General features: G+C 64.2%; 25 protein-coding genes. 11 read left to right on the top strand and 14 right to left on the bottom strand.

Going from position 1 to position 25,442, the window contains the following annotated elements:
• Positions 1 to 133 precede the first annotated feature (133 nt).
• On the bottom strand, positions 134 to 1,483 hold the full coding sequence (locus ACTJLC_RS20415) for an MFS transporter (protein ID WP_073430891.1): 1,350 nt from the start codon (positions 1,481 to 1,483) through the stop codon (positions 134 to 136).
• Positions 1,484 to 1,646: 163 nt separating this feature from the next.
• A complete protein-coding gene (gene kdgD, locus ACTJLC_RS20410; RefSeq protein WP_073430892.1) occupies positions 1,647 to 2,564 on the bottom strand; it encodes a 5-dehydro-4-deoxyglucarate dehydratase in 918 nt (305 codons plus the stop codon).
• 215 nt (positions 2,565 to 2,779) lie between these two features.
• On the opposite strand from kdgD, the gene garD reads away from it, so the two are divergent.
• The 7 genes from garD to ACTJLC_RS20375 all read left to right on the top strand — a co-directional run bounded on the left by garD (position 2,780) and on the right by ACTJLC_RS20375 (position 11,065).
• Entirely contained in the window at positions 2,780 to 4,369 is a 1,590-nt protein-coding gene (gene garD / locus ACTJLC_RS20405; RefSeq protein WP_073430893.1) for a galactarate dehydratase, read from the top strand.
• Between the two features lie 42 nt (positions 4,370 to 4,411).
• Positions 4,412 to 5,254, top strand: coding sequence for an NAD-dependent epimerase/dehydratase family protein (locus ACTJLC_RS20400; RefSeq protein WP_154874924.1), 843 nt, complete (start codon positions 4,412 to 4,414; stop codon positions 5,252 to 5,254).
• The gene (locus tag ACTJLC_RS20395; RefSeq protein ID WP_310132867.1) at positions 5,251 to 6,192 is read left to right on the top strand and encodes an SMP-30/gluconolactonase/LRE family protein; all 942 of its coding nucleotides are present in this window, start codon (positions 5,251 to 5,253) and stop codon (positions 6,190 to 6,192) included. Before ACTJLC_RS20400 ends, ACTJLC_RS20395 begins: the two co-directional genes overlap by 4 nt.
• Before the next feature lie 597 nt (positions 6,193 to 6,789).
• Positions 6,790 to 7,791, top strand: coding sequence for a TRAP transporter substrate-binding protein (locus tag ACTJLC_RS20390; RefSeq protein WP_073430896.1), 1,002 nt, complete (start codon positions 6,790 to 6,792; stop codon positions 7,789 to 7,791).
• Between the two features lie 139 nt (positions 7,792 to 7,930).
• A complete protein-coding gene (locus tag ACTJLC_RS20385) occupies positions 7,931 to 8,410 on the top strand; it encodes a TRAP transporter small permease (protein WP_073430897.1) in 480 nt (159 codons plus the stop codon).
• A 7-nt stretch (positions 8,411 to 8,417) separates the two neighbouring features.
• Complete coding sequence (locus ACTJLC_RS20380) at positions 8,418 to 9,770, top strand: TRAP transporter large permease (RefSeq protein ID WP_073430898.1); 1,353 nt, start codon at positions 8,418 to 8,420, stop codon at positions 9,768 to 9,770.
• 95 nt (positions 9,771 to 9,865) lie between these two features.
• The gene (locus ACTJLC_RS20375; protein ID WP_073430899.1) at positions 9,866 to 11,065 is read left to right on the top strand and encodes a porin; all 1,200 of its coding nucleotides are present in this window, start codon (positions 9,866 to 9,868) and stop codon (positions 11,063 to 11,065) included.
• A 295-nt stretch (positions 11,066 to 11,360) separates the two neighbouring features.
• Here the strand turns inward: ACTJLC_RS20375 and ACTJLC_RS20370 are convergent, their stop codons facing one another.
• Together ACTJLC_RS20370 and ACTJLC_RS20365 are read right to left on the bottom strand one after the other, a co-directional pair.
• Positions 11,361 to 11,726: a 4-oxalocrotonate tautomerase gene (locus ACTJLC_RS20370; protein ID WP_310132862.1), complete on the bottom strand. Its 366-nt coding sequence runs from the start codon at positions 11,724 to 11,726 to the stop codon at positions 11,361 to 11,363.
• A complete protein-coding gene (locus ACTJLC_RS20365) occupies positions 11,608 to 12,384 on the bottom strand; it encodes a class II aldolase/adducin family protein (protein ID WP_114163634.1) in 777 nt (258 codons plus the stop codon). The genes ACTJLC_RS20370 and ACTJLC_RS20365 overlap by 119 nt, the downstream gene beginning before the upstream one ends.
• A 316-nt stretch (positions 12,385 to 12,700) precedes the next feature.
• Here ACTJLC_RS20365 and ACTJLC_RS20360 point away from each other — a divergent pair, with 316 nt between their 5' ends.
• A complete protein-coding gene (locus ACTJLC_RS20360) occupies positions 12,701 to 13,255 on the top strand; it encodes a putative glycolipid-binding domain-containing protein (protein ID WP_310317471.1) in 555 nt (184 codons plus the stop codon).
• On the opposite strand, the gene ACTJLC_RS20355 is transcribed toward ACTJLC_RS20360, so the two are convergent.
• The 5 genes from ACTJLC_RS20355 to ACTJLC_RS20335 all read right to left on the bottom strand — a co-directional run bounded on the left by ACTJLC_RS20355 (position 13,230) and on the right by ACTJLC_RS20335 (position 16,648).
• On the bottom strand, positions 13,230 to 13,610 hold the full coding sequence (locus ACTJLC_RS20355) for a hypothetical protein (protein ID WP_374709867.1): 381 nt from the start codon (positions 13,608 to 13,610) through the stop codon (positions 13,230 to 13,232). The genes ACTJLC_RS20360 and ACTJLC_RS20355 overlap by 26 nt on opposite strands.
• Positions 13,611 to 13,663: 53 nt before the next feature.
• Positions 13,664 to 14,662 (bottom strand): sulfonate ABC transporter substrate-binding protein, encoded by a 999-nt coding sequence (locus tag ACTJLC_RS20350; protein ID WP_310132856.1) that lies wholly within the window; start codon positions 14,660 to 14,662, stop codon positions 13,664 to 13,666.
• A 108-nt stretch (positions 14,663 to 14,770) separates the two neighbouring features.
• A complete protein-coding gene (locus ACTJLC_RS20345) occupies positions 14,771 to 14,977 on the bottom strand; it encodes a hypothetical protein (RefSeq protein ID WP_374709866.1) in 207 nt (68 codons plus the stop codon).
• 50 nt (positions 14,978 to 15,027) lie between these two features.
• Entirely contained in the window at positions 15,028 to 15,630 is a 603-nt protein-coding gene (locus tag ACTJLC_RS20340; protein WP_440844961.1) for an N-acetyltransferase family protein, read from the bottom strand.
• Between the two features lie 130 nt (positions 15,631 to 15,760).
• Positions 15,761 to 16,648: a DMT family transporter gene (locus ACTJLC_RS20335; protein WP_310132851.1), complete on the bottom strand. Its 888-nt coding sequence runs from the start codon at positions 16,646 to 16,648 to the stop codon at positions 15,761 to 15,763.
• Positions 16,649 to 16,765: 117 nt separating this feature from the next.
• On the opposite strand from ACTJLC_RS20335, the gene ACTJLC_RS20330 reads away from it, so the two are divergent.
• Positions 16,766 to 18,199: an aminotransferase-like domain-containing protein gene (locus ACTJLC_RS20330; RefSeq protein WP_310132849.1), complete on the top strand. Its 1,434-nt coding sequence runs from the start codon at positions 16,766 to 16,768 to the stop codon at positions 18,197 to 18,199.
• Positions 18,200 to 18,222: 23 nt separating this feature from the next.
• On the opposite strand, the gene ACTJLC_RS20325 is transcribed toward ACTJLC_RS20330, so the two are convergent.
• The 3 genes from ACTJLC_RS20325 to ACTJLC_RS20315 all read right to left on the bottom strand — a co-directional run bounded on the left by ACTJLC_RS20325 (position 18,223) and on the right by ACTJLC_RS20315 (position 22,236).
• Positions 18,223 to 19,323, bottom strand: coding sequence for a TAXI family TRAP transporter solute-binding subunit (locus ACTJLC_RS20325; RefSeq protein WP_310317468.1), 1,101 nt, complete (start codon positions 19,321 to 19,323; stop codon positions 18,223 to 18,225).
• A gap of 24 nt (positions 19,324 to 19,347) precedes the next feature.
• A complete protein-coding gene (locus ACTJLC_RS20320; protein ID WP_310317465.1) occupies positions 19,348 to 20,400 on the bottom strand; it encodes a hypothetical protein in 1,053 nt (350 codons plus the stop codon).
• Between the two features lie 303 nt (positions 20,401 to 20,703).
• Positions 20,704 to 22,236 carry an MDR family MFS transporter gene (locus ACTJLC_RS20315; RefSeq protein ID WP_310120163.1) on the bottom strand — a complete coding sequence of 511 codons (1,533 nt, stop codon included), beginning with the start codon at positions 22,234 to 22,236 and terminating at the stop codon, positions 20,704 to 20,706.
• A 75-nt stretch (positions 22,237 to 22,311) separates the two neighbouring features.
• Between ACTJLC_RS20315 and ACTJLC_RS20310 the strand changes: the two genes are divergently transcribed.
• Together ACTJLC_RS20310 and ACTJLC_RS20305 are read left to right on the top strand one after the other, a co-directional pair.
• Entirely contained in the window at positions 22,312 to 23,124 is an 813-nt protein-coding gene (locus ACTJLC_RS20310) for a TetR/AcrR family transcriptional regulator (RefSeq protein ID WP_310132839.1), read from the top strand.
• A gap of 359 nt (positions 23,125 to 23,483) precedes the next feature.
• Positions 23,484 to 23,996 (top strand): response regulator, encoded by a 513-nt coding sequence (locus ACTJLC_RS20305; RefSeq protein ID WP_073430909.1) that lies wholly within the window; start codon positions 23,484 to 23,486, stop codon positions 23,994 to 23,996.
• A gap of 28 nt (positions 23,997 to 24,024) precedes the next feature.
• Here ACTJLC_RS20305 and ACTJLC_RS20300 read toward each other — a convergent pair whose 3' ends face one another.
• Together ACTJLC_RS20300 and ACTJLC_RS20295 are read right to left on the bottom strand one after the other, a co-directional pair.
• Positions 24,025 to 24,630, bottom strand: coding sequence for a Fur family transcriptional regulator (locus ACTJLC_RS20300; protein WP_310120165.1), 606 nt, complete (start codon positions 24,628 to 24,630; stop codon positions 24,025 to 24,027).
• Positions 24,631 to 24,694: 64 nt separating this feature from the next.
• A complete protein-coding gene (locus ACTJLC_RS20295) occupies positions 24,695 to 25,321 on the bottom strand; it encodes a glutathione S-transferase family protein (RefSeq protein WP_310132834.1) in 627 nt (208 codons plus the stop codon).
• Between the last annotated feature and the right edge of the window lie 121 nt (positions 25,322 to 25,442).

Genomic DNA, 25,442 nt, shown 5'->3' with positions numbered 1-25,442 from the left:
ATAAACGCCGGATCATTTTCAGCGCCGGCCTCGGGCCTGAAGCCGGCGCGTGGATTCGGGCGTCGCGGCCGGCAGGCCATCATGGCCATGCCGGCCACGCAAGCCCGCCGGAAGTACGATTGCTACCCGCCGCTCAGCGCGGGCGCAATTCCACCCGCTTGATGTCCTTCACGATCACGAGGTAGCTGAACACGGTGAGCAACGCGTTCACGCCGACGAACACCAATGCGCCGTTGAAGGAACCGCTCTTGGCGACCAGATAGCCGATCACGATCGGCGTGACGATGCCGGCCACGTTGCCGAACATGTTGAAGATCCCGCCCGACAGACCGACTGCTTCCTTCGGCGACGTATCGGCAACCACGGCCCAGCCGAGCGCGCCGATGCCCTTGCCGAAGAACGCGAGCGACATGAGCGCGACGACGATCCAGTCGGTCGAGACGTAGTTGCAGCCGATGATGCTGACCGACAGCAGCATGCCGCCGACGATCGGCACCTTGCGCGCCACGGTGAGCGAATGGCCGCGCCGGATCAGCGAGTCGGACAGAATGCCGCCGAGCACGCCGCCGGAGAATCCGCAGATCGCGGGCAGCGAGGCCACGAGGCCCGCCTGCAGGATCGTCATGCCGCGCGCTTGCACGAGGTAGATCGGAAACCAGGTCAGGAAGAAGTAGGTCAGCACGTTGATGCAGTACTGGGCGAGATAGACGCCGAGCAGCATCCGGTTGGTCAGCAACTGACGCACGAGAGACCAGCCGCCGGCGCGCGCGACGTCGTCGGGACGGGCTTTCGCGTGGCCGTTCACCACGCCGCCGCCCTGTTCGATGTATTCGAGCTCGGCGGGCGACACGCCCGGATGATCGGCGGGGTTCTTCATCACCTTGAGCCAGGCGAGAGCGAGCAGCAGCCCTGCGCCGCCCATCACCACGTACACCGTGTGCCAGCCGAACGCATGCGTGAGCCAGGCCATCAACGGCGTGAACACGACCGCGGCGAAGTATTGGGCCGAATTGAAAATGGCGGACGCGGTGCCGCGTTCATTCGTGGGGAACCAGCTCGCGACGACCTTGGCATTGGCCGGGAACGCCGGCGACTCCGCCGCGCCCATCGCGAAGCGCAGCACGAACAGACCCGTGACGGCGGCAGCGGCGCTGCCGAGCAAACCGATCGAGCTTTGCAGCAACGTGAAGAGCGACCAGAAGAAAATGCTCGCCGCGTAGACGCGCCGCGCGCCGAAGCGATCGAGCAGCCAGCCGGCCGGCAACTGCGACAGCACGTACGCCCAACTGAACGCGGAGAAGATATAGCCCATCCGGATCGCGTCGAAACCGAACTCGGCGCGCATCGCCGAACCGGTCACCGAAAGCGTCGCCCGGTCGGCGTAATTGAACGTGGTAATCACAAAGATCAGCAGCAGGATCGCGTAGCGGACTTTGGTGCGCTTCGCGACTTGGACGGAACTCGCCGTGCGGCTCATTTCCATGGTCATCTCCTGAATTTTTATACAAGGGAGCGGGCTCCCTGGCTCTATTGCTTCGCCGGCGGCGCTTCATTCAGAAGCGCCGCCGGCGCATTCGTGTTGCACAAAGCGCCCGGTAACGTTGCCGTCCCGGGCGCTCAAAACGATGCGTGTTGCGCCGACTGGGTTATTGCGGGCCGAGCGCCTTGATGAGCGCGTCGAGCCGGGTCATTTCTTCTTCGGTCAGATCGGTCAGCGGTGCGCGCACCGGACCGGCGCTATGGCCGACAAGCTTCGCGCCAGCCTTCACGATGCTCACCGCGTAGCCCGCGCGGCGGTTGCGGATCGCGAGGTACGGCAGGAAGAATTCGTCGATTAGTTTGCCGACGGTGGCGTGGTCGTCCGAGGCGATCGCGCGGTAGAAGTCCATCGCGGTCTTCGGAATGAAGTTGAATACCGCCGACGAATACACCGGCACGCCCAGCGCCTTATAAGCCGCCGCATAGACTTCCGCGGTCGGCAGGCCGCCGAGATAGGAAAAGCGATCGCCCAGACGGCGGCGGATCGTCACCATGTTCTCGATCTCGCCCACGCCGTCCTTGAAGCCGATCAGGTTCGGGCAACGCGCGGCCAGCCCTTCGAGCATATCGGCGTTAAGCTTGGAATTCGCGCGGTTGTAGATGATCACGCCCATGTTCGGCACGGACTTGCAGACTTCTTCGGCGTGCGCGGCGATGCCTTCCTGGCAGGCTTCCGTGAGGTAATGCGGCATCAGCAGGATGCCGTTCGCGCCGTGGCGCTCAGCTTCCCGCGCGTATTCGATCGCCACGCGCGTCGGGCCGCCCGCGCCGGCGAGAATCGGCACCTTGCCCTTGCAGACTTCGGTCGCGGTGCGCACCACGTTCGTGTAGTCGCTCCTGGTCAGCGAGAAGAATTCGCCCGTGCCGCCCGCGACGAACAGCGCCGAAGCGCCATAAGGCGCGAGCCATTCGAGACGCTCGGCATAGGTGTCGGCACGGAAATCGCCATTGGCGTCGAAGTCGGTAATGGGGAAGGACAAAAGGCCTTTTGAAACGATCTGCTTCAGTTCCTGCGGTGTCGTCATGATTGAGTATCCAGGGCGTCGAATAGAGGTAAATAGACAGAAATCAAGATTTCTTATACGTCATCGTACAACAAGAAATCGGCTAACTCAACGCTGATTTCGCGGCATAATGCGTGTCCTAGGGTAAATACGGAACGTCTGCGCGATATTTCATGTTGTAGGATGACGTATGAATCTGGCGCAGCAGGCGTGAAACGCCATTAAGGATCGATGCAATGGAACAACCCCCGCTCTATATTCGCGTCCACCCCAACGACAACGTCGCGATCGTCGTCAACGACGGCGGCCTGGGTGAAGGCGCAGTTTTCCCCGATGGTCTCGTATTGCGCGAGCGCGTGCCGCAAGGGCACAAGGTCGCGCTGGCCGATCTGGCCGAAGGCGACGAGGTCATCCGCTATAACGTGGTGATCGGCTATGCGCTCAAGGCCTTGCCCAAGGGCAGTTGGATCAACGAACACGTGATCCGCATGCCGAACCCGCCGGGCCTCGAGGATCTGCCGATCGCCACGATCAAGGCGCCGGAGATGCCGCCGCTCGAAGGCTTCACGTTCGAGGGTTACCGCAATGCCGACGGCTCGGTCGGCACGCGCAATATTCTGGCGATCACGACCACGGTGCAGTGCGTGGCCGACGTGGTTGAGCATGCGGTCACGCGCATCAAGGCCGAATTGCTGCCGAAGTATCCCAATGTCGACGACGTGGTGAGCCTCGGCCACACCTACGGCTGTGGCGTCGCGATCGACGCGCCCGACGCGATGGTGCCGATTCGCACCGTGCGCAACATCAGCCTGAATCCGAATTTCGGCGGCGAGGTGATGATGGTCAGCCTCGGTTGCGAAAAGCTGCAGCCTGAACGCCTGATGCCGCCGGGCACGATTCCGATTGCCGCGGCCGCCAATGTGGCCGAGGTCGCGGACATCGGCGACGTCGCAGCCGATCTGAACGGCGACGTGGTCGTGCTACAGGACGAGGCGCACGTCGGTTTCCAGTCGATGATCGAGTCGATCATGAAGATGGCCGAAGGTCATCTGAAGCGGCTGAACAATCGCCGCCGCGAGACCTGTCCCGCGTCCGACCTGGTGGTCGGCGTGCAATGCGGCGGCAGCGACGCGTTCTCGGGGCTGACTGCCAATCCCGCCGTGGGCTTCGCAACCGACCTGCTGGTGCGCGCCGGTGCAACCGTGATGTTCTCCGAAGTCACCGAGGTGCGCGACGGCGTCGATCAACTGACGGCGCGTGCGGCCAACGCGGACGTGGCAGCGGCGATCATCCGCGAAATGCAGTGGTACGACGATTATCTGAAGCGCGGCGGCGCGGACCGCAGCGCGAACACCACGCCGGGCAACAAGAAGGGCGGCTTGTCGAACATCGTCGAAAAGGCGATGGGGTCGATCATCAAGTCGGGCAATTCGGCGATCTCCGGCGTGTTGTCGCCCGGCGAAAAGGTCCGCCAGAAGGGCCTCATTTACGCGGCCACGCCGGCGAGCGATTTCATCTGCGGCACGTTGCAGGTCGCCGCCGGCATCAACCTGCATGTGTTCACCACCGGCCGCGGCACGCCGTACAGTCTCGCGGAAGTGCCCGTCATCAAGGTCGCCACGCGCTCGGATCTCGCGCGCCGCTGGCATGATCTGATGGACGTCAACGCGGGCACCATCGCAACCGGCGCCGCGACCATCGACGAAGTGGGCTGGGAACTGTTCCGCCTGATGCTCGACATCGCCAGCGGGCGTAAGGAGACTTGCGCGGAGAAGCTCAAGCTCCACAATGCGCTGACGCTGTTCAACCCGGCGCCGGTGACCTGACCCGACAGCCGTTAAGAAACAACGAAGACATCGACTAGAGACATGACCGATTCGAATCCTGACCGCGCCGCGGCGCGAAAACCTTTCCGCCGCCTTCTGCTGACCGGCGCCGCCGGCAATCTGGGCACGCAGTTGCGCGGCGCGCTCGCGGCATGGGCCGATATCGTGCGCGTGACCGATATCGCGCCGCTCGGCGACGTGGCGGCGCACGAGGAAGCATCGACCGTCGACCTCGCGAATGAAGCCGCCGTTCACGCACTGCTCGAAGGGGTGGACGCGGTGATCCATCTCGGCGGCATTTCCGTCGAGGCGCCGTTCGAAGCTCTGCTCGAGGCGAACATCCGCGGGCTGTACAACCTGTATTCGGCCGCGCAGAAGCAGGGCGTGAAGCGCATCGTGTATGCGAGCTCGAATCACGCGGTGGGTTTTCATCCGGTGACCTCGGTGGTCGACATCGACGCGCCGTTGCGCCCCGACAGTCTGTATGGCGTGACCAAGTGCTTCGGCGAATCGCTGTCGCGCTACTACTTCGACCGCTTCGGTCTCGAGACGGTGTGTCTGCGGATCGGCTCGTCGTTCGAGCAGCCGAAGAATCCGCGCATGCTCGTGACGTATCTGAGCTATCGCGACTTCATCGAGCTGGTGCGTTGCTCGCTGTTCACCAACCGCGTGGGACATGCGATCGTCTACGGCGTGTCGGATAACCGCACCAAGTGGGTGGACAACACGAAAGCGGCGTTTCTCGGTTTTCGTCCGCAAGACAGTTCGGTCGAGTTCGAGCACCTGTTTCCGGTCACGGCTCCCACTACTGATTTCGACGATCCGACCCAGCGTTTTCAGGGCGGCGCGTTCGTGCTTGCCGGTCCGATGGAGCCGAAGCGGTGAGCGCGACGGCGAACCCGCGCGTGGAACGAGTCGGCGGAGCAGGGCAGGCGCCCGCGCTGGTCGGCGAGAGCCCGGTGTGGCGCGCGGCGGAGCAGGCGCTTTACTGGGTGGATATCCCGGCGCGGAAGATCGTGCGGCTGCGGCTCGACTCGGCGGAGCGTTCCGAATGGTTGCTGCCGGAGAAGGTGGCCTGCATTGCGTTCGATCGTCGCGGCACAGTGCTGGCCGGCTGCGAGACGGGCCTTTTCGCGGTCGCGCTCACTGAAGCAGCGGCGAGCGATGCACCGGGCGGCGAACCGCTAAAGGCGACGGCACGCAAGCTGGCCGCGCCCGCATTTCCGTTCGATGACATGCGTTTCAACGACGGCCGTTGCGATCGTCAAGGGCGCTTCTGGTCCGGCACGATGGTGCAGGACATGGCGGCCGCCAATCCCGCCGGCGCGCTGTATCGGTTCGATGAGCGCGGCGTGTTGTCCGGGCCGGTCGTCGACAGGCTGATCACGCAAAATGGCCTCGCCTGGTCGCCGGATGGCGCGACGATGTACCTCTCCGATTCGCATCCTCTGCGCAGGCAGATCTGGGCGTTCGACTACGACTTCGAGTCAGGCGAGCCGCGCAACCGGCGCGTCTTCGCCGATCTGAACGACCACGCGGGCCGTCCCGACGGCGCAGCGGTGGATGCCGACGGCTGCTACTGGATCTGCGCGAACGATGCGGGTCTGCTGTTGCGCTTCACGCCGCAAGGCAGGCTCGACCGGCGGATCGCCGTGCCCGCCACCAAGCCGGCCATGTGCGCGTTCGGTGGGCGCGAACTCGATACGTTGTTCGTCACGTCGATTCGTCCCGCAACGGGCGCGAGCGAACATGACGGACACCTCTTCGCCGTGCGTCCCGGAGTGGCGGGGTTGCCGGAGCCTGAATACGCTGGCGACCTGTAAGCGGCGCTTGCATCGGTGTTGCGTCGGGAGTCGCCCTGGCGCAACACCTTCACCCATATTCATCACTCGTCGTACAACATCGTGGCGTAAAGCCCCGATCGTATCTCTCGGCTTCGCTACGAAAAACATAGCGCATCTCATGCGCTGTATTCGCTATCCATTCTCCCTGCCAAGCGTACAGGCACGCCATGAGTGCCTTCATGCCGAGCGCGTTCGCTGTGCGGGTAACTACCGTCTGTACAAGTCAAAACTCGTTTTATAGACTTCGTGCGTCGTCGTACAACGTATAAGCCCAAACAGATTCCTTTCTTCGAATTTCGAGACGGACAGGGCGGGCAACGTATCTATCTCGTGCGCGAGCCTTCGCGAATGAGCTGCATGCCGACGCAGTAGAAGTAAAAGAAGTCGAGTTGTCTGACAGGAGTGTTGGGTATCCGTGCCGGGGACGTTGCGCGGGCCAGCACGGCGAAACGCGCGTCATACCCGCCAGGGCCGAGCGCGTGAGCCGGGAGACGCATCAAAACCATGTCACATCCGGGAGCGGCCTCAACGAGCGGCCCTCCGCGATTGGATGATCTATTTTCAAGGAATGTCACGATGAACAAGAAGTCTGCCTCTTCTCGCATTTGCCGCCTTTCGCTGCTTGTCGCGGCCTCCGTGCTGGCATTTAGCACCGTGTCGGCGCAAGCGCGCGTGTTCCGTGTGTCGGACGTGCATGGCGACACCTATCCGACCAACATGGCCGTGAAGTACATGGGTGAGCAGATCAGCAAGGCGACCGGCGGCAAGGATTCCGTGAAGGTCTTCGGCAACAGCGCGCTGGGCTCCGAGAACGACACGATCGACCAGGTGCGCATCGGCGCGCTCGACATGACTCGCGCCAACGGCGCCGCGTTCAACGAGATCGTTCCCGAATCGATGATTCCGTCGCTGCCGTTCCTGTTCCGCGACATCGACCACTTCCGCAAGGTGATGTACGGCCCCGAAGGCCAGAAGATTCTCGACGCCTTCAAGGCGAAGGGCATGATCGCGCTGACGTTCTACGAGAGCGGCGCGCGTTCCATCTACACGAAAAAGCCGATCCATTCGCCTTCCGACATGAAGGGTCTCAAGGTGCGCGTTCAGCCTTCCGATCTGATGGTCGACGAAATCAGGGCGATGGGCGGCACGCCGACGCCGATGCCGTTCGCCGAAGTCTATACGGGCTTGAAGACGGGTCTCGTGGATGCCGCGGAAAACAACCTGCCGTCGTACGAAGAGACCAAGCACTTCGAGGTCGCGCCGGTGTACTCGGAAACCCAGCATTCGATGACGCCGGAAGTGCTGGTGTTCTCCAAGAAGATCTGGGACACGCTCACGCCGCAGCAGCAGGAGATCATCAAGAAGGCGGCCGCCGACTCGGTGCCGTACTACCAGAAGCTGTGGACCGCGCGTGAAAACGACGCAAGCAAGGCCGTCACCAAGAACGGGGCGTCGATCGTCGCATCGTCGCAGATCGATCGCGCGGCTTTCGTCAAGGTGATGCAGCCGGTGTGGGCGAAGTACGAAAAAACCCCGCAAATGAAGCAACTGGTCGACGAGATCCAGGCAATCAAATAAGGCTCGTATAGCGGATACGCCGTAGCGGAGAAAAGCCCGATAAACAAGGGCTTTTCTTCGTGCGATCCGCTGAACCGGCGACGTCCAGCGGGATGACTGGATATTAAAGACGGATGCGTCGTATGCAAGGATGGGGTCAATGAAATTCATGAAGCGACCAAATGATTTTCTATTCCGCGTGCTGGTGATCGTGGCGTCGGTGAGTCTCGCCGTGCTGAGCCTGCTCGTGATCTACGGCGTCGTGATGCGCTACGTATTCAGCGACGCGCCCGATTTCGTCGAACCGATCGCGCTCTTGCTGGTGATCGTGATCGCGATGTTCGGCGCCGCGCTCAAGGTCCGCGAGAGCGGCCATATCGGACTCGACTCGCTCGTGAAGAGCCTGTCGCCCAAGGGCCAGGTCGTTGCGGAGGCGTTCCAGCATCTGTGCCTGATCGCGTTGGCCGTGGCCATTTTCTTCGGCAGCCTGCAGATGGCGGAGACCACGATGGAAGACCGGATTCCGATTCTGGGCCTGCCCGAAGCGCTGCGCTACGTCATTCCGGTCATCGCCAGCGTCTGCATCGCGCTGTTCTCGTTCGAGCATCTGCTGGCGCTTTTCGCCAGAAAAAACAAATAGAACAATCATGGAACTTGCCCTTCTCTCCATTAGTTTTCTCGTCTTCCTCGTTCTCGGGGTGCCTGTTTCGTTCGCGTTGGGGCTCTCGTGCGTCCTGACCTATCTGTATGAGGGCTTGCCCGCGGCCACCGCGATGCAGTCGATGGTGTCGGGAATGAACGCGTTTTCATTCCTCGCGGTGCCGTTCTTCATTTTCTCCGGCGAACTGATGCTGCACGGCGGCATCGCCGACCGCATCCTGCGTTTCGCGCAGGCCACGGTGGGGCATTTCCGCGGCGGGCTCGGCATGGCCAACGTGGTCGCGTGCACGCTGTTCGGCGGCGTGTCCGGTTCGCCCACGGCGGATACGTCCGCGATGGGCGGCGTGGTCATTCCGTTGATGAAGCGCGAAGGCTACAGCGCGGCGTACGCGGTCAACGTCACGACCCATTCGTCGCTGGCGGGCGCGTTGATGCCGACCTCGACGAACATGATCATCTACGCGTTCGCGGCGCAGGGCATCACGGGGACGCTGAACGGGCATCAGATGAGCGGCGTCTCGATCGGCGACCTGCTGTTCTCCGGTCTGCTGCCGGTTCTATGGGTGATGGGTTTCGTGCTGATCGCCGCCTACTGGCAAGCGGTCAAGCACGGCTATCCGCGCCGTCCCGACGGCTCGACCGGCGTGCAGCGCTTTCCCGGCTGGTTCGCGGTGTGCCGCACGTTCCTCGGCGCATTGCCGGGCCTGATGGTGATCGCGATCATTCTGGTCTGCGTGGCCAAGGGCATTGCGACGGCGACCGAAGCGGCGGCGATCGCGGTGGCCTATTCGCTGGTGCTGACCATCGTCGTGTATCGCACGATGACGCTGAAGAAGCTCTCGTTCGCGCTCGCCAAGGCCGCCAAGACGACCGGCGTGGTGCTGCTGCTGATCGGCGTGTCGAACATGCTGCGTTTCCAGATGGCCTATCTGGAGATTCCCGACGCGATCGAACACATGCTCAACGGCGCGACGAGCATCCCCTGGTTGATGCTGCTGTACATCAACCTGATTCAGATTTTCCTCGGCACGTTCGTCGACATGGCGGCGCACATCCTGATCACCACGCCGCTGTTCCTGCCGATGGCGATGCACAGCGGCGTGGGTCCGGTGCAGTTCGGCATCATGATCCTGCTGAACTGCGCGTTGGGCCTCGTGCACCCGCCGATCGGGTCGGTGCAATTCATCGGCTGCGCGATTGGCAATGTGTCGATCGGGGAAACTACCAAGGTGGCGTGGCCTTATTACCTGGCTATCTTCTCCGCGATCAACATCGTCACGTACGTACCGATGTTCTCGACCTGGTTGCCGAGTGTGATCAATGGGCATCCGGTGTTTTGAGCTGAATTCCCGAATTCCCGAATTATCGATTGCGAAGCCGGCGCGCCGCACAGGCGACGCCGGACATACAGAATAATTTTTTAAGAGGAGCAGAAATGAAAAAGGTACTAGCAACCTCGGCCCTTGGGTTGGTCGCCCTCGGCGCGCACGCTCAGAGCAGCGTGACGCTGTACGGGATCGTCGACGCGGGGATCGGCTATCAGAGCAGCCAGACGTCGCTCGGTTCGACCTCGGGCGGCCGCTCGGTCGTGAAGATGGTCAACGGGGTGTGGGCGGGCAGCCGCTTCGGCCTGAAGGGCGGTGAGGACCTGGGCGGCGGCACGAAGGCCATTTTCCAGTTGGAACAGGGCTTTAACAGCGCGACCGGCGCGCAGGGCGTCTCGGGCCTGGCATTCAACCGCCAGGCTTGGGTCGGCGTGACCAATACCACCTACGGTACGCTGACGGCCGGCCGCCAGTACACGGCCTATTACACGCTGCTCTCGCCGTATAGCCCGACCACGTGGCTGACCGGCGCCTACGGCGCGCACCCGGGCGACATCGATTCGCTCGATACGGTGTATCGCACGAATAACTCGCTGGTGTACACGTCGCCGAAGTTCTACGGCTTCACGGCAAGCGGTTCGTATTCGTTCGGCGGCGTGCCGGGCAGCCTGAACGCGGGTTCGACCTGGAGCGCGGCATTGCAGTACCTGAACGGTCCGTTCGGTATCGCAGCCGGCTTCCAGCGCATCAACAACTCGACGCCTGGCGGCGGCGCGTGGGGCGCGGACTCCGCCACGTCGAACAACGGCGCGCAAACGGGCGTGTCGGCGATCAACAACGGCTATCGGACCGCGCAGGCGCAGCAGCGCGTTGCCGTGACGGGCGGCTACGCGTTCAACTCGCAGTGGGACGTGTCGTTCTCGTACTCGAACGTGCAATACATTCCGGGCGTGGGCTCGGCGTTCCGTCATCAGGCGACGTTCAACACGGCCGGCGCCGTGGTGCACTTCAAGCCGCTGACGGCACTCGACCTGGCCGCTGGCTATAGCTACACGCGCGCAACCGAGTCGAACGGCATTTCGAGCGCGGCTCGTTATCAGCAGTTCAACCTCTCGCAGTACTACAGCCTGTCCAAGCGTACCGGCCTGTATGCGCTGGAAGCCTATCAGCGTGCGAGCGGCCAGACGATTGGAAACAACGGCACGAGCATCATCAACGCGACGGCCAGTATCGGCGACGGCCAGAACAGTGCGCCTTCGTCGTCGCGCAGCCAGTTTGCTGCCGGCGTGGGCATCATTCACCGCTTCTGATCGGGCTCGTATGGCGGCGGTGTGTTGTTATGCCGCCACAGCGACGCGTTTAAATAAGCGTCGCTGACCCTCCTCCGGCTGCGCGCGCAACGCGCGCAGCATCTTCGGCGACGCGCGCTTTGCGGTAATGCGCGTGGCGGCCCGACCAGCGCATTCAGTCATACAAACGTCACCATCGGCAGATCGCGGGACTTCGCATCGGCAGCCGTTGCCAGTGGCAAATTCTCCAGCGCTCAGTGCCGTTATCTGTCGATAACGTGAGAACCGCGCCCCGCGCCGCGATGTACTCGAACGTTCAAGCGTCCGCGTCGGACCACAAGCGCCCACCCGTTGCCCAGTTTTCGCGTTTGACGTCGGTCAGGATGATGTCGACCGAATTCGGCTCGACGCCGAGCGATTCGCAGGTCGCCTTGGTGATGGCTTCGACGAACTGGCGTTTCTGCTCCAGCGAGCGGCCTTCGAAGAGTTCGATATGAAACGTGGGCATTGCGTGACTCCGTTTGATTGATGGATTGAGCCGAAGGTCGGCGTGCAGAGCGGCTTCAATCGCGATAGCCGCGATCGATCCGGTCGAGCTTGCGCAGCAAGGCGGGCCATTCGAGCGCGCCCTCGATCGCGCCGCCGTCGTACAGTTGTTCCGCCGTGCGTGCGGCGATCGCATCGCCCGGCACCACCAGTTCCGCGCCGCACGCTTGCGCCTGCAACTGGATTTCGCAGGCCTTGATCAGCGTCGCCATCAGCACATAGGCCTCGGCGACGGTGCGGCCGACCGTGAGCGTGCCGTGATTGCGCAACAGCATGGCCGGCTTGTCGGCGAGATGCGCGACGAGACGTTGGCCCTCGGCCCGCGTGAACGCGAGACCCTCGTAGTCGTGATAGGCGAGGCAGCCGTAAAAGCGTAAAGCGTGTTGCGACGCCGGCAGCAGACCTGCCGGCTGAATCGAAACCGCGACACCCGCCGTATTGTGCAAATGCATCACGCAGAAGGCGTCGGCGCGCGCGGCGTGCACGGCCGCGTGCAGCGCGAAACCGGTTGCGTTGACCGCGTGCGCGCTTTCACCGACAAGCTTGCCTTCGATGTCGATCTTCACGAGATTGGATGCGCGCACTTCGTCGAACGCGAGGCCGAACGGATTGATCAGAAAGTGGCCGGGTTCGCCGGGGACGCTCGCCGAGATATGCGTGTAGATCAGATCGTCCCAGCCGTTGAGCGCCGCGAGGCGATAAGCGGCCGCGAGGTCGACGCGGGTCTGCTGTTCCGCGTCGGACAGCGGCCCCGTTTCGGCGACGCGTCCGGTGGGCGTGTGAGTGAACGACATGTTCGTCTCCAGGGATGGCTTGATGAGCGCTGACCGCACGAACCGAGTCGTGGTCGAGGCGCATGACGCTAGTTCGCGTACCGGCAAAGATTGGCGGCGTTGGCGGTTGCCGCACCTTCAGCCGCTTCGGACCCGAGCGCAACGATCACGCCGCCAAGGGCACATGCCATGCCGCAATCGGCCAGTGCGTTCGTTGAATCCTAACAGGCCCGCCGGCACTCGCATACGAAGAGCGATACCGGCGGGCCACAACCTTTCGCGCTACGATAAGAGCCCGGCGCGCGCACGCTGCGCCGCTTCACGAGGAGACAGGGTAATGCGTGAATTACGCTGGGCATCGGAAGAGGGCGACGGCATCGAACATCTGGCGTTCGAAACGCGCGAGGACGGATTCGCGGTGGAAAGCGCCGTGGTCGGGCAGCGTTACGGCAAGGCGTATGGCCTGCACTACGAGGTGCGCTGCGATGCGCAGTGGCGCACCCGGTATGCGTGGCTCAAGATTGTCGGCGGCGGCGAACTCGAATTGCATGGCGACGGCGCCGGCAATTGGCGCGACGGTCACGGCCTCGTGCTGAGCGCAATCGAGGGCTGCGTCGATATCGACATCGCCGCCACGCCGTTCACGAACACGCTGCCGATCCGCCGTTTGCAACTGGCCGAGGGCGAGCGTCAGCCGATTTCAGTGGCGTACATCTCGACGCCGGATTTGCAGGTCACGCGCGTCGAGCAGGCGTATTCATGTGTCGAGGTGAATCGCGAGTATCGCTACGAGGGCATCTTTCGCAATTTCACCGCGAACCTGTCGGTGGACGAAGACGGCTTCGTGATCGACTATCCGACCTTGTTCACACGCCTGCCGCGTGCGCGTTGAACGACGCGTCGCCGCCACCGTCACGACTCGCTTCGCGCCGTGCGGCAAAGCGTTCGATGCAGGCCGCGATACGCTCGGGTTCGCGCGGCACGACCCAATGGCCCGCGTCGATCTCGATGCGGTGATACGCGCCGAGCCAGCCTTCCAGTCCAAGCGAGAGCGCGGGCCCAACGTAACGGTCGTGCAACAGCACGATGAATTGCACCGGCGCGTACGCTCGCCGCGCGCGCGGGTGCAGCAGCCTGTCGATGAAATTGTCGCGGTAGAGGTTCAGACCGTTGATCGCATTGCGCATCCGCGCCGGATCGCGCACCGCGCTCACGCGTTCGGTCAGGCGCAACCGCAGCGGCCACATGTGTGCGCGCGGATTTAGCCGTGTGAAACACGGCCGGCGGCCGCGCGGAAGAATCACTTGGCGACCAGCGCCGCGGCGACTTCGCGGTTTTGCCAGACGTTGTCCTTCACGGTGATTTTTTGCGGAATCAGATGCGCGCCGTAAAACGCGTCGGCGACCACTTGCTGGGCGCGCGCGATCTCGTCGGTAACGGGCGTGGTGCCGTAGGGGTAGCGGCGCACCCAGGTTTCGACCAGCTTCTGATCGAGGCCGACCTTCGGCGCGATCAGTGCCGCGGTTTCAACCGGATGCGCGTTGACCCACAATCCTGCGCTGCGCAACTGACCGAGAATCGCACCGACTACATCGGGATGCTGCCGCGCGAAGTCGCGCGTCGCTTCGTAGAAGTTGTATGGACCGTCGAGTTCGGAATAGTCGGCCAGCGTGCGCGCCTTCAGCGCTTGTTGTGCGGAGGCATAGTAAGGGTCCCAGATCACCCACGCATCGACGTCGCCGCTTTCGAAGGCGGCGCGCGCATCGGCGGGCGGCAGATAGACCGGCCGAATGTCCTCGTAACGCAGGCCCGCTTTTTTCAGCGCTTCGAGCAGCAGATAGTTCGCGCTCGAGCCTTTTTGCAGCGCGACGCGCTTGCCTTTCAGATCGCTCACGCCGCGCAGCGCCGAATCGTTCTTGACCAGAATGGCTTCTGAATGACGCCCGGCCGGCTCCGCGCCCACGTACACGAAGCGCACGCCGCCGGCTTGCGCGAACACCGGCGGCGGGGCGCCGGTATAGCCGAAGTCGATGCTGTCGGCGTTCAGCGCTTCGAGCAATTGCGGTCCCGCGGGGAATTCGAACCACTTGATGCTATAGCCGAGCGGTTTGAGCTTCTCGTCGAGCGAGCCTTGCGCCTTGAGCACCGCGAGCAAGCCCGATTTTTGATAACCGATGCGCAGCACCTTGGCCGGCTCGCCGCCGCCGCTGCCGTTGGTTTGCGCGGCGGCGCTCAAGGTCGTGAACGCCGCGAGCAACGCGGCGGCGAGGTGAAGTGACAAACGGGTGTGACGGTGCATCCGGTGATTCTCCATTGCGTTCGATGAGTTCGTTGGGCGATCGTCGCATGGACGTTGCGCCCGTCAAACGAAGCAATGGAGATTTGAATATGATGCGCGCCGCGTGCGCTACTTCTCACGCTTGTTCTTTTTCGCGCTGGCGCGCTCCGTCGCCGCGCCTTCCAGCGGATGGCCGAGCTTTTTCGCCATGATTGCGGCGACCCGGTCGCCGGGATAATCACCGGAGGCTTCTTCCAGCGCGCCGGTCGTTTCGCTTTCGGTCAGCACCATCGCCAGCGGCCGCACGCGCCAGATGGCGTCGACCAGGGCGGGCACGTCGGCGGGCGTCGGTAGCGGGTCGGCAGCGCAGCGGTGCAGCCGCCGCGTTAACGCGCCACGTCGTCCGGCGGGATCGAGTCGCCCACGCCCAGCGTGCGTTGCATCAACGTCGTGTCGAGCCATCGGCCATGCTTGAAGCCGACCGCCTTCAACGTGCCGGTCAATTCGAAACCCAGTTGCGTATGCAGCGACAGCGAACCGCCGCTGCCGCCGTCCGCGATCACGGCCACCATCTGGCGCCACGGTCCGTGTTCGCAGCGCTCGATCAGCGCTTGCAGCAGCACACGCCCCAGGCCGCGCCCACGATAAGCGTCGCTCACGTAAATCGAATCCTCGATGGTGTTGCGATAGGCGGCGCGCGGCCGGTACGGCGTGGCGTAGCAATAGCCGGCGACCTCGCCGTCGATCTCGGCGACCATGTACGGCAAGCCGTGGCTGCGCGCCGACGCGAGCCGCGTGCGCAAGTCGTCCACGGAGGGCGGCGTTTCCTCGAACGACGCGACGCCGGTCAGCACGTGATGCGCATAGATGGCCTGAATCGCGGGCAGATCGGCTTCGGTGGCGTCGCGGAGCAGCGTGGCGCCGGGCGGCTGCGCGGCGCTTGCCGCGTCGGAAGAGGACGGCGCGGGCGCGGAGTGGGTGGTGCTCATACGGGTCCTGTGGTGGCCGGTGGGTCTGAGGATAGCTTTGACTATGCCCGTCCCGCGCACGAATTTGAAGGGAGTCAAAAATCGACATGCCCGGTATGGTCACACCGGCTTGGCGTTGACGTTCGCTGTCTCAGACCGCCGGACGCACCGGCGCGGCTCGCGAGAAACGCCGCGCGCCCGCCACGCATGCCACCACCACGACCGTGACCAGGATCATCGCGGGCGGCACCTGTTCGTGCAAAAGCAGCCCCGCGAGCAGCAAGCCGAAGAACGGCTGCAGCAACTGCAGTTGCCCGACGCCCGCGATGCCGCCGAGCGCGAGTCCGCGATACCAGAACACGAAGCCGATCAGCATGCTGAAGAGCGACACGTACGCGAGACCCCACAGCGCCGCATGACCGACGCCGTCGAACGAGGCGGGCCGCGCCCACCACGCGAGCGGCGCCATCACCGGAAGCGACAGAACGAGGGCCCACGAAATCACCTGCCAGCCGCCGAGGTGGCGCGACAGACGCGCGCCTTCGGCGTAGCCCAGGCCGCAGACGATGATCGCCGCCAGCATCAACGCGTCGCCGACGGGCGAAGCATCGAGGCCGTGACGCAAGGCGAATGCAACCACCGCGCCGCTGCCCAGCGCCGAGAACAGCCAGAACGCCGGCTGCGGACGCTCGCCGCCGCGCAGCACGCCGAAGATCGCGGTGGCGAGCGGCAGCAGGCCGACGAACACCACCGCATGCGCGGCGTTCACATGACGCAGCGCGAGAGCCGTCAACAGCGGAAAGCCGACCACGACGCCGAGCGCGACGACTACCAGCGGAATCAGGTCACGCCGGGCCGGGCGGGCTTCGCGAAACACGAGCAGCAGCACCAGGCCCAGCGTGCCGGCGATCGTCGCGCGCGCCACCGTCAGAAACACCGGATCGAGCCCTTGCACCGCGAGGCGCGTGGCGGGCAGCGAGCCGCTGAAGATCAACACGCCAATCATGCCGCTGATCCAGCCGTTCGTTGTCTTGTCCATTGCAATGAAGTCCATGCACGTGAAAACGGAATTCGTAGCATCCGCTTTCCGGCCGTAAACGGTAAGCTACGGATCAGTACAATTCGTACAAACTGTACCGAACATGGAGCAGTACAGATGGCGGAAAGTCGAGGTATGCAGGGGGCGTCGGGCACGCGTGTCGGCACGGTGATGGACAGCTTGCGCGAGCGCATTGCGAGCCGTTCGCTCATGCCGGGCGCGCGCGTGCCGTCGATCCGCGTGATGACGGAAACGCTCGGCGTATCCAAGTCGACGGTGGTGGAAGCCTACGACCGGCTGGTCGCGGAGGGCGTGATCGTGGCGCGCCGCGGGTCCGGCTTCTTCGTGTCGGGCCATGCGCCGCCGCTCGCGCTTGCCGATCTCGGGCCGAGCCTCGATCGCGAGGTCGATCCGTTGTGGCTGACCCGGCAGTCGCTGGAAGCGGGGTCGAAAGTTCTCAAGCCGGGTTGCGGCTGGATGCCCGCCTCATGGCTGCCCGAAGACGGCGTGCGTCGCGCGCTGCGGACGGTGGCGCGCGACCCGCAGTCGCCGCTCGCCGATTATGCGAGCCCGTATGGTCTGCCCGCGCTGCGTCAACAGCTCGCATGGCGGCTCGCGCAGCACGGCGTGGATGCGCCGCCCGAGCAGATCGTGCTCACCGACGGCGGCACGCACGCGCTCGATCTCGTGTGCCGCTTTCTGCTCGAGCCCGGCGATACGGTGCTGATCGACGACCCGTGCTATTTCAACTTTCAGGCGCTGCTGCGCGCGCATCGCGCCCGCATCGTCGGGGTGCCCTATACGCCGTCCGGGCCCGATCTGGCGGCGTTCGAACGCGCGCTGACCGAGCACCGTCCGCGCCTGTATGTGACCAATTCGGCCATCCACAATCCGACCGGCGCGACGCTCGCGCCGGCCGTCGCGCACCGGCTGCTGAAGCTCGCGGGCGAACATGATCTGCTGATCGTCGAGGACGACATTTTCGCGGACTTCGAAGAGGAAGCCGCGCCGCGTCTTGCCGCGTTCGACGGGCTCGCGCGCGTGGTGTCGATCGGCAGCTTTTCGAAGACGCTGTCGGCGGCGGTGCGTTGCGGTTACATCGCCGCGCGTGCCGAATGGATCGAGCCGCTGATCGATCTCAAGCTCGCCACCTCGTTCGGCAACGGCCAGCTCGCGGCGAGCGTCGTGCATCGTTTGCTGGTGGACGGCGCTTACCGGCGGCATCTGGAGTCGATGCGCGCGAAGCTCGCCGACGCGATGGGCGAGACGGTCAGGCGGCTCGGCTATGCGGGCCTGGAAATATGGACGCGGCCACGCGCCGGCATGTTCGTGTGGGCGCGTTTGCCGGACCCGCTCGACGCCGCCGACATCGCGCGTCACGCGCTAGCCGGCGGTGTGGTGTTCGCGCCCGGCAATGTGTTCAGCGCATCGCAATCGGCGGCCGGTTTTCTGCGCTTTAACGTCTCGCAATGCAACCGCCCGAAAGTGTACGAGACGCTGCAACGGGCGATGGAAGCGTCCGCTGTTTCGAAGCAGCGGGCGCGCGCCTGAGCAAACGCGTCCCGCGCGCCGATTCATTTGCACAGCAGAAGCAGCCGTTCCTGATCCGTGCAGGCGGCGCGGGGTTTTTGCGCAGGCCGGGCCGCGGTTGCCCTTGCCGTCGTCGTCGCCGCCGTCGCGCTGAGCGCGGCGTTCCGCTTCGCGAGACACGCGCGAAGATGCTTCTCGACCGGCGGGTAGTACTTCCATCCACGCACGAGGCCCGGCAATTCGAGCTTCACCTGCTTCCACTTCGGGTGGCCGTGTTCCTGCAGCGTGTCGAAGTTCGCGCAGAGCGAGTCGGCGAAGTGATTCAGGTTGCCGACCGTGTCGCGCAGACCGTAATCGTAGGTGACGAGAAAGGCTTTCACGGTCAGCGTGGGCACGTCTTCCTTCAGCCAGTTCGGATAGCTGCTCGCACGGATCGTCGCGGGGAAGTACGTCTGTTTGGCGCGCGCCGTTTCGGGCGCGGCGGGATCGACTTTCAGCAGGCGGATCTGCTGCAGCAGTTCCGGATTCATGTCGTTGAACAGTTTCGCCGGCTGCCCGACCACGATGATCGCCACGTCCACTTTCTTCACGATCAACGCGGCCAGCGCGTCCTCGTTGCTCAGGTGCTCGACGTTCTGGTCGGGAATCGTCGTGCCGAACATCAGGTGATAGAGCGTCGTGGCCGATTGAGCGGTGCCGCTGCCGATCAGGCCGACGCTGATGCGCTTGTTCCTGATGTCCGCGAAGGTATTGAACGGCGAGTCCGCGCGCACCACGACGTTAATTTCCTCGTCGTAAAGCGGCATGATGAGCCGCAGCGGCCGGATCGCCGTGCCGGCGTCGGCGTTGCCCGCGTTGGCCATGTCGATGTAGGCCTGGTAGACGTCGGATTGCACCAGCGCCAGCTTCACGCCGGGTTCGAAGCGCATGCGCTGCACGTTCTCGGCCGAGCCCTTCGAGGCCACCGCCTCCAGGTCGATGCCCGCCGGTTGCGCGACCCATTTCGACAGATCCTGACCGATCTGTATGTACGTGCCTCGTTCGGGACCGGTCACGATCTTGTAGTGCGCGGGCTCCGCGAAAACGAACGAAGACACGGCCAGCAGCACCAGCCCCAGCCACCCCGTCAGAAGTCTCTTTAGCATGGTCTCCTCCGCCTATGGTTCAGGTTAGAAGCGCTTCTCGCGCGAATGCGCACCGCCTTTTGATAAACGCGTTGGCAACCGGGCTTGCCGCGATGGTGATGGCGACGGCGATGCGGCTTGCGCTGGACTGAGCGGCTTCCAGCCGGTCTCGCGAATCACGCGCTGCAAAATGGTTTTGGCGGTTTCGCTGCCTGTGTCGATAGTGAGCGCCTCGTTGGCGTGCTGGCGCGCGCAGGTCCACGACTGTTGCGCGGCGCAGAGTTGCGCCGCTTGCAACGCGATGTCGCGGCGCGCGGTGAGCGGCTTCAGTTCGGCCGCCAGGTTCCGTGCGTCCGTATTCTCCGGTCGCAGCGTTTGCGCGGCGCCGAGCGCGGCTTGCGCCGCGGATAGATCGTTGGCGTCGAACGCGAGGCGCGCGGAACGCATGGCTTGACCGGCATCGCTAAAACGCGGGGCGGCGGGTTGCATCACCGCTTCAGGCGCGAGCGGCGTCGCGGGAGTCGCCGGCGTTGCCTTCATCGCATTGTCAGCCTTGGCCGGCTCGACAGCGGCCGCCTGATTCGTCGACTGAGCGGGTGCATAGCGCGCGATCGTTCCGGTCGTGGTGGTCGTTGTCCTCGCATCCTGATCGGTTTCGGCCAACTGCGCGTTGTTGCCGTTGCGCGCTTCATGGCTGCCGCCGAATAGCGCATAGCCGACATAGGCGAGGCCGATTCCGACAATCGCCGCGATCGCCCATAGCAGCCCGCGAATCCGGTGCGCGGCGCGGCCATGCGAATCAAGCGCGCCGGCGAGAGAACGGATCGACGTATCCGGCGACACCGCTATCGGCGCATGCAGCGCGACCTCGGCAGACGCGGCCGCGCCGACGCGCGCGGCACCCGCCGCAAGTTGTACTTCTCCAGGTGCGAGGGGATCGAAGCCGCTGTTGCGCGCCGCTCCGCTCATGGCGCTGGCGCGGCTGCCGGGAATGACGGTGCGCTTAGGTGGGCTGGTATCGAGCGGATGCGCCGCGCCGCAATACGGGCAATAGTCGACCTGGCGGTACAGGGCGCCGCCACACCGATTGCAGGGCATTGGAAAACTATGTCCGGGTGCTGACTGGGTGGACATGCTGTGGCCCCACCTGTGGAAAACAATGCCATACGGCATGCCCCGGACCGTGCTGAGGCAGGAGCGATGTCCGCGGAAATCACGATCCACATGCGCCGGGGAGTGTCGGGGCGCAAGCGCACGCTTGCGATGCCGCCGCCTGCAATATGTGGCGTTTCGTTGCGAACGTCAATCGAAGTTGCTACCTACCTTATGTGCGTTAGCGCACATTCATAGTATGGCGAAGCATCTCGCATGTCGGAGGACGAACGGACGCGAGTGCTTCGCTCACTGCTTGCGCAGCGGATGGTCCTTTAAAAGCCACGCGAGCGCAAAGGCAACCAGCACCACGCAAGCCGCCGCGAGGTACACCGTGTGCAGCGCGCCGGCGAACGCATGCAGGTAATCGTCGCGCAACGCTTGCGGCAACGCGTGAATGGCAGTGGGCCCGAGCGCGTGCGGCAATTCGGTGTCGGGCGGAAGCAGTTTTTCGAGGCGCGACGCAAGGCCGTTCGAGAACACCGCGCCGAACGCGGCCACGCCGATCGACCCGCCTATCGAACGGAACAGCGTGGCGCCCGACGTGGCGACGCCCACATGCCTGAACTCGACGCTGTTCTGCACGGCGAGGATCAGCACCTGCATCACCATGCCGAGGCCGCAGCCGAGAATGCCCATGTCGATATACATCACATGGATCGGCGTGCCGATCTGCAGGCGTGCGAGCAGCAGCATGGCGACGGCCACGAGCAACGTGCCGGCGATCGGGAACATGCGGTATCTGCCGATCTTGCTGATCACGCGGCCGGTCACCATCGACATCACGAACAGGCCGCCCATCATCGGCAGCATCTGGATGCCGGCTTGGGTGGGCGTCGAACCCTTGACCACTTGCAAATAGAGCGGCAGGAACGTGACCGCCCCGAACATCGACACGCCGATGATGAAGCCGATCAGGCTGCTCAGCAAAAACGTGCGCTGTTTGAAAAGCTCGAGCGGCATGATCGGCTCGACCGCGCTGCGCTCTTCGTGGATGAAGCCCCAGGTCGCCACCAGCCCCATGCCCAGCGTGAACCACAGTTGCGGCGACGACCACGGCAGGATCGTGCCGCCCTGGCTCGTGAACAGGATGATGCAGGTGAGCGCGCCGGCGAGAAAGGCGGCGCCCATATAGTCGATGGTGTGCTTCACATGACGCGCGTGCGGCTTGAACACCGCGCCGATCACGAGCAGCGAGACGATGCCGAGCGGCAGGTTGATGTAGAAGATCCAGCGCCACGTGAGATGCTCGACGAGAAAACCGCCGAGCAGCGGCCCGACCACGGTGGCGAGACCGAACACGCCGCCGAACACGCCCTGATAGCGGCCGCGCTCGGCCGGCGGAATCACGTCCGCGATCGCGGCCATTGTCACGACCAGCAGGCCGCCGCCGCCGAGCCCTTGCAGCGCGCGCAGCACGATCAACTGGGTCATGTCCTGCGCGACGCCGCACAGCGCGGAGCCGACGAGGAACAGCACGATCGCCGTTTGCAGCACGATCTTGCGGCCGAACAGGTCGCCGAACTTGCCGTACAGCGGCACGACGATGGTCGAGCTCAGCAGGTAGGCGGTCACCACCCACGACAGATTGTTGAGCCCGCCGAGTTCGCCGACGATCGTCGGCAACGCGGTGGAGACGATCGTCTGATCGAGCGCGGCGAGCAGCATGACGAGCAGCAGCGCCGGGAACAGCAGGCGGATCGGCGGTTGATCGGCGGCCGCGGCTGGCTGCGCCCCGGTGTCCGCCAGTTCGATAGGTTGAGTCGTTGTCGATTGATCCATGGCGACACGCTATTGAAATTAATTAATGTGGCGATTAATATATGCGACATCGCCGCACACGTCAAATTGAATGCAATGGCAAGAATTCCGTCCGATGAGCACAAGGTGAAAGTCGCGCCACGTCATGCGGCGACTGCGAAACCGCGCAAGCCCGCGAAGCAGGGGCGGCTTGAAGCCGCTGGTGAAGCCGCTCGTGGAGGCGCTGGTGGAGACGTCGACCCCGCAAGCGTGGCAGCCGGAGCGCCCGCACGGCGCCCCGGCCGGCCCTCGGGCGCCGCGCGCGGACCGGAGCAGCGCGGCCGTTTGCTGGAGGCGGCGCTCGCGCTCTTCGCGCGGCAGGGCATCGTCGATACCACGCTTGGCGAGATCGCTCGCGAGGCGGGCTTCACGCCGGCAATGATGCATTACTACTTCAAGACGCGAGATCAGCTACTGGACGTGCTGATCGACGAGCGTTTCGCGCCGCTGCGCGCCGGGCTCGGCGTGCCGTTTCAGGAGCACGCCGACGATCCGGTGGCGGCGATCACCACGCTCACGCAGCGGTTGGTGCAAGTGGCGAGCGAGAATCCGTGGTTTCCGTCGCTATGGGTGCGCGAGGTCATCAGCGACGGCGGCTTGCTGCGCCAGCGCATGCATGAACGGTTCGGCAACGTGCAACAGAAGGCGTCGCTTGAATGCATCGCGCGTTGGCAAAAGGAGGGGCGCCTGAACGCGGCGCTGGAGCCGTCGCTGGTCTTCGTCACGTTGCTTGGTCTGACGATTCTGCCGTTGGCCACCTCAAAGCTGTGGCGCGAGGATCCCATGCGGTGCAACGTCGGCGGCGAGGAAATCGCGCGGCATGCGGTGGCGCTGCTGGTGCAGGGCATAGGTCCGAAGAAAGCCGGTTAAAGCGCGTGTTCGCGGCGACGTGCGCCGGCGCCTGGGGAGCCGGAAGCCGCCGCGGCACGCGGCATGCTACCTGTCGGGTGGAAGTGAGCGCCGGGCGGAACAAGCAATGTCGCCCGCGCCGCAAGCGGAATACGAATTCCAGAAACGACGCCGGGCGAGAATGGCCGTGCCAACGGGGGGCACGAACCGCCGCGGCGAATCGGATGTCGTCTATCGACTCGCCGTCGTCACGGCGTCGAGGGCCGTTTCTTCATCCGCGTGCAATTTTGGCGCGTTACTGTGCGCACGCGTTGCGCCAAGGCCATGTTTTAAAATCGTGTGCCTGTCTGCAACTCGGTGCGCGAAGCCGGGTCGGAATCATGAACAGCAACAACCCAGCCGCGCAAATCGGCGGCAAGCAGCAGGGCGATAAGTTGGCCAAGTCTGACGGCCTAACCGGTTTTTTAGAGCAACAACAGAACATGAACGGAGCATTGAGACTCGATCAGGCCACGATCGTGCTCGTCGAAGACGACCCGGATAGCCGGGAATCGCTGACCTTGTTACTCGAAGCGGAAGGTGCGCATGTCGTCGCGGTGGCGGATGCGGAAGAGGGTGTCGAAGCGGCGCTGCGTTTATTGCCCGACGCCGTGGTATGCGATCTGGAATTGCCGGCCATGGACGGCTTCTATCTGATCCAGCGGCTGCGCGATCACGAGATTCGCGGCGATCACGCGCCTTCGGTGGCCGTGGCGCTCACGGGTCATACCGACGACGCTTATCGCTTGCGCAGTATCGGCGAAGGCTTCCAGCATTTCATGACCAAACCGGCGTTGCCGGAAGATCTGGTGACTTTGCTGCACGACGCGATCGACGCCCGCTCGGCGGGTTGATCGGACCGCTGCAAAACGCGCGTCGCCGTTATTTCGCGGCGGCGACGGATGCCGCTGAACCCGCGGCGGCGGTCGCCGCCGCTTCCGCTGCCTGACAGGCGGCACACAGTCCCTTCAACTCGATCTCATCGCTGGCGAGGCGGTAGCCCGCGTCTTCGATTTGCGCGACGAGCGCCTGGCGCAGCTTCGGCTGATGCAACTCGGTGACGGTGCCGCATTGCTGGCAGACCACCAGAATGCCGTGCTGGCATTGCGTCAGATCGTGGCAGACGGTGAACGCATTGATCGATTCGATCCGATGCACGAGCCCCGCCGACAGCAGAAAGTCCAGTGCCCGATAAACCGTGGGCGGCGCCGAACCAGGGTGGATCTGGCGCATCTCGTCGAGCAGCGAATAGGCTTTGGTGGCGCGCCCCGAATTCAACAGCAATTCGAGCACCTTGCGGCGGATCGGCGTGAGTTTTTCGCCGCGTTCGCGGCAGTATTCTTCCGCGAGGGTCAGTGCGGCTTCCTGCGAATCGCCGTGCATGTGCCCCGCTGCATGAGAATGAGCGGAGCTGGCTGTAGTGGATTGCGCGGTGGATTGCGCAGCGGCTTTCACAGCGGCGGTCGCGGTGGGCTTGGCGGTTTTCATGCGTCGATTATAAGGGCCATCGCGCCGCGCCGTGCCGGTGCATGGCACGGCTGCCAGCCACGCTTCACGTCAGCGGAAAATCAACGTATTTCTTGAAGCCCGGCCGCGTGGCGAGGCGCGAATACCAGCGCTCCACGTTCGGCAGCGGCGGACGCTCGACGCCGTCCACCCCGAACCAGCGTTTCGCGTATGCGCCGACCACGATGTCGGCGAGCGTGAACCGTTCGCCCTCGAGGAAGAAGCGGCCTTGCAGGTGCGTGTCGAGCATGCGCCACAGCAGCGTGACCGCGCTGAAGTCGGCCGCGAGTCTGGCGGCGTCGCGCTCGGCGGCCGGCGTGCGTACAAGCGCCCAGAACACCGGACGCTCGGTGGGTTGCAACGTGGAGAGCGACCAGTCGAGCCAGCGGTCGATGCTCGCGCGCAGCCTGGGCTCGGACGGATACAGCAGGCTCGCCTCGCCGTATTGCAGCACCAGATAGCGCAGGATCGAGTTCGATTCCCACAGCACGAAGCCGTCGTCGACCAGCGTCGGAATCTTGCCGGTCGGGTTCATCGCGAGATAGTCGGGTTCGTTGTTGCGGCCGAATTGCAGACCGGCGTCGATGCGCTCGTAGGGCAGCACCAGCTCATCGCAGCACCACAAGACTTTCTGAACGTTGACCGAATTAGTGCGTCCCCAGATCGTGATCATCCGGCAAATCCTCTTCTTTACAGTTGGCAAGCCGCGCCCGGCGCGCGGCGTTCAGCCAGTAACGATACACGATGCGCATGGTTTTGCACGCGGCGGGTTGCGATCGGCCCACGTCGAGGCG

It is taken from the genome of Paraburkholderia sp. 22099 (genome assembly GCF_052045835.1).
In the GTDB taxonomy this organism is placed as follows: domain Bacteria; phylum Pseudomonadota; class Gammaproteobacteria; order Burkholderiales; family Burkholderiaceae; genus Paraburkholderia; species Paraburkholderia terricola.
This window is presented reverse-complemented; position numbering and strand designations above follow the sequence as displayed.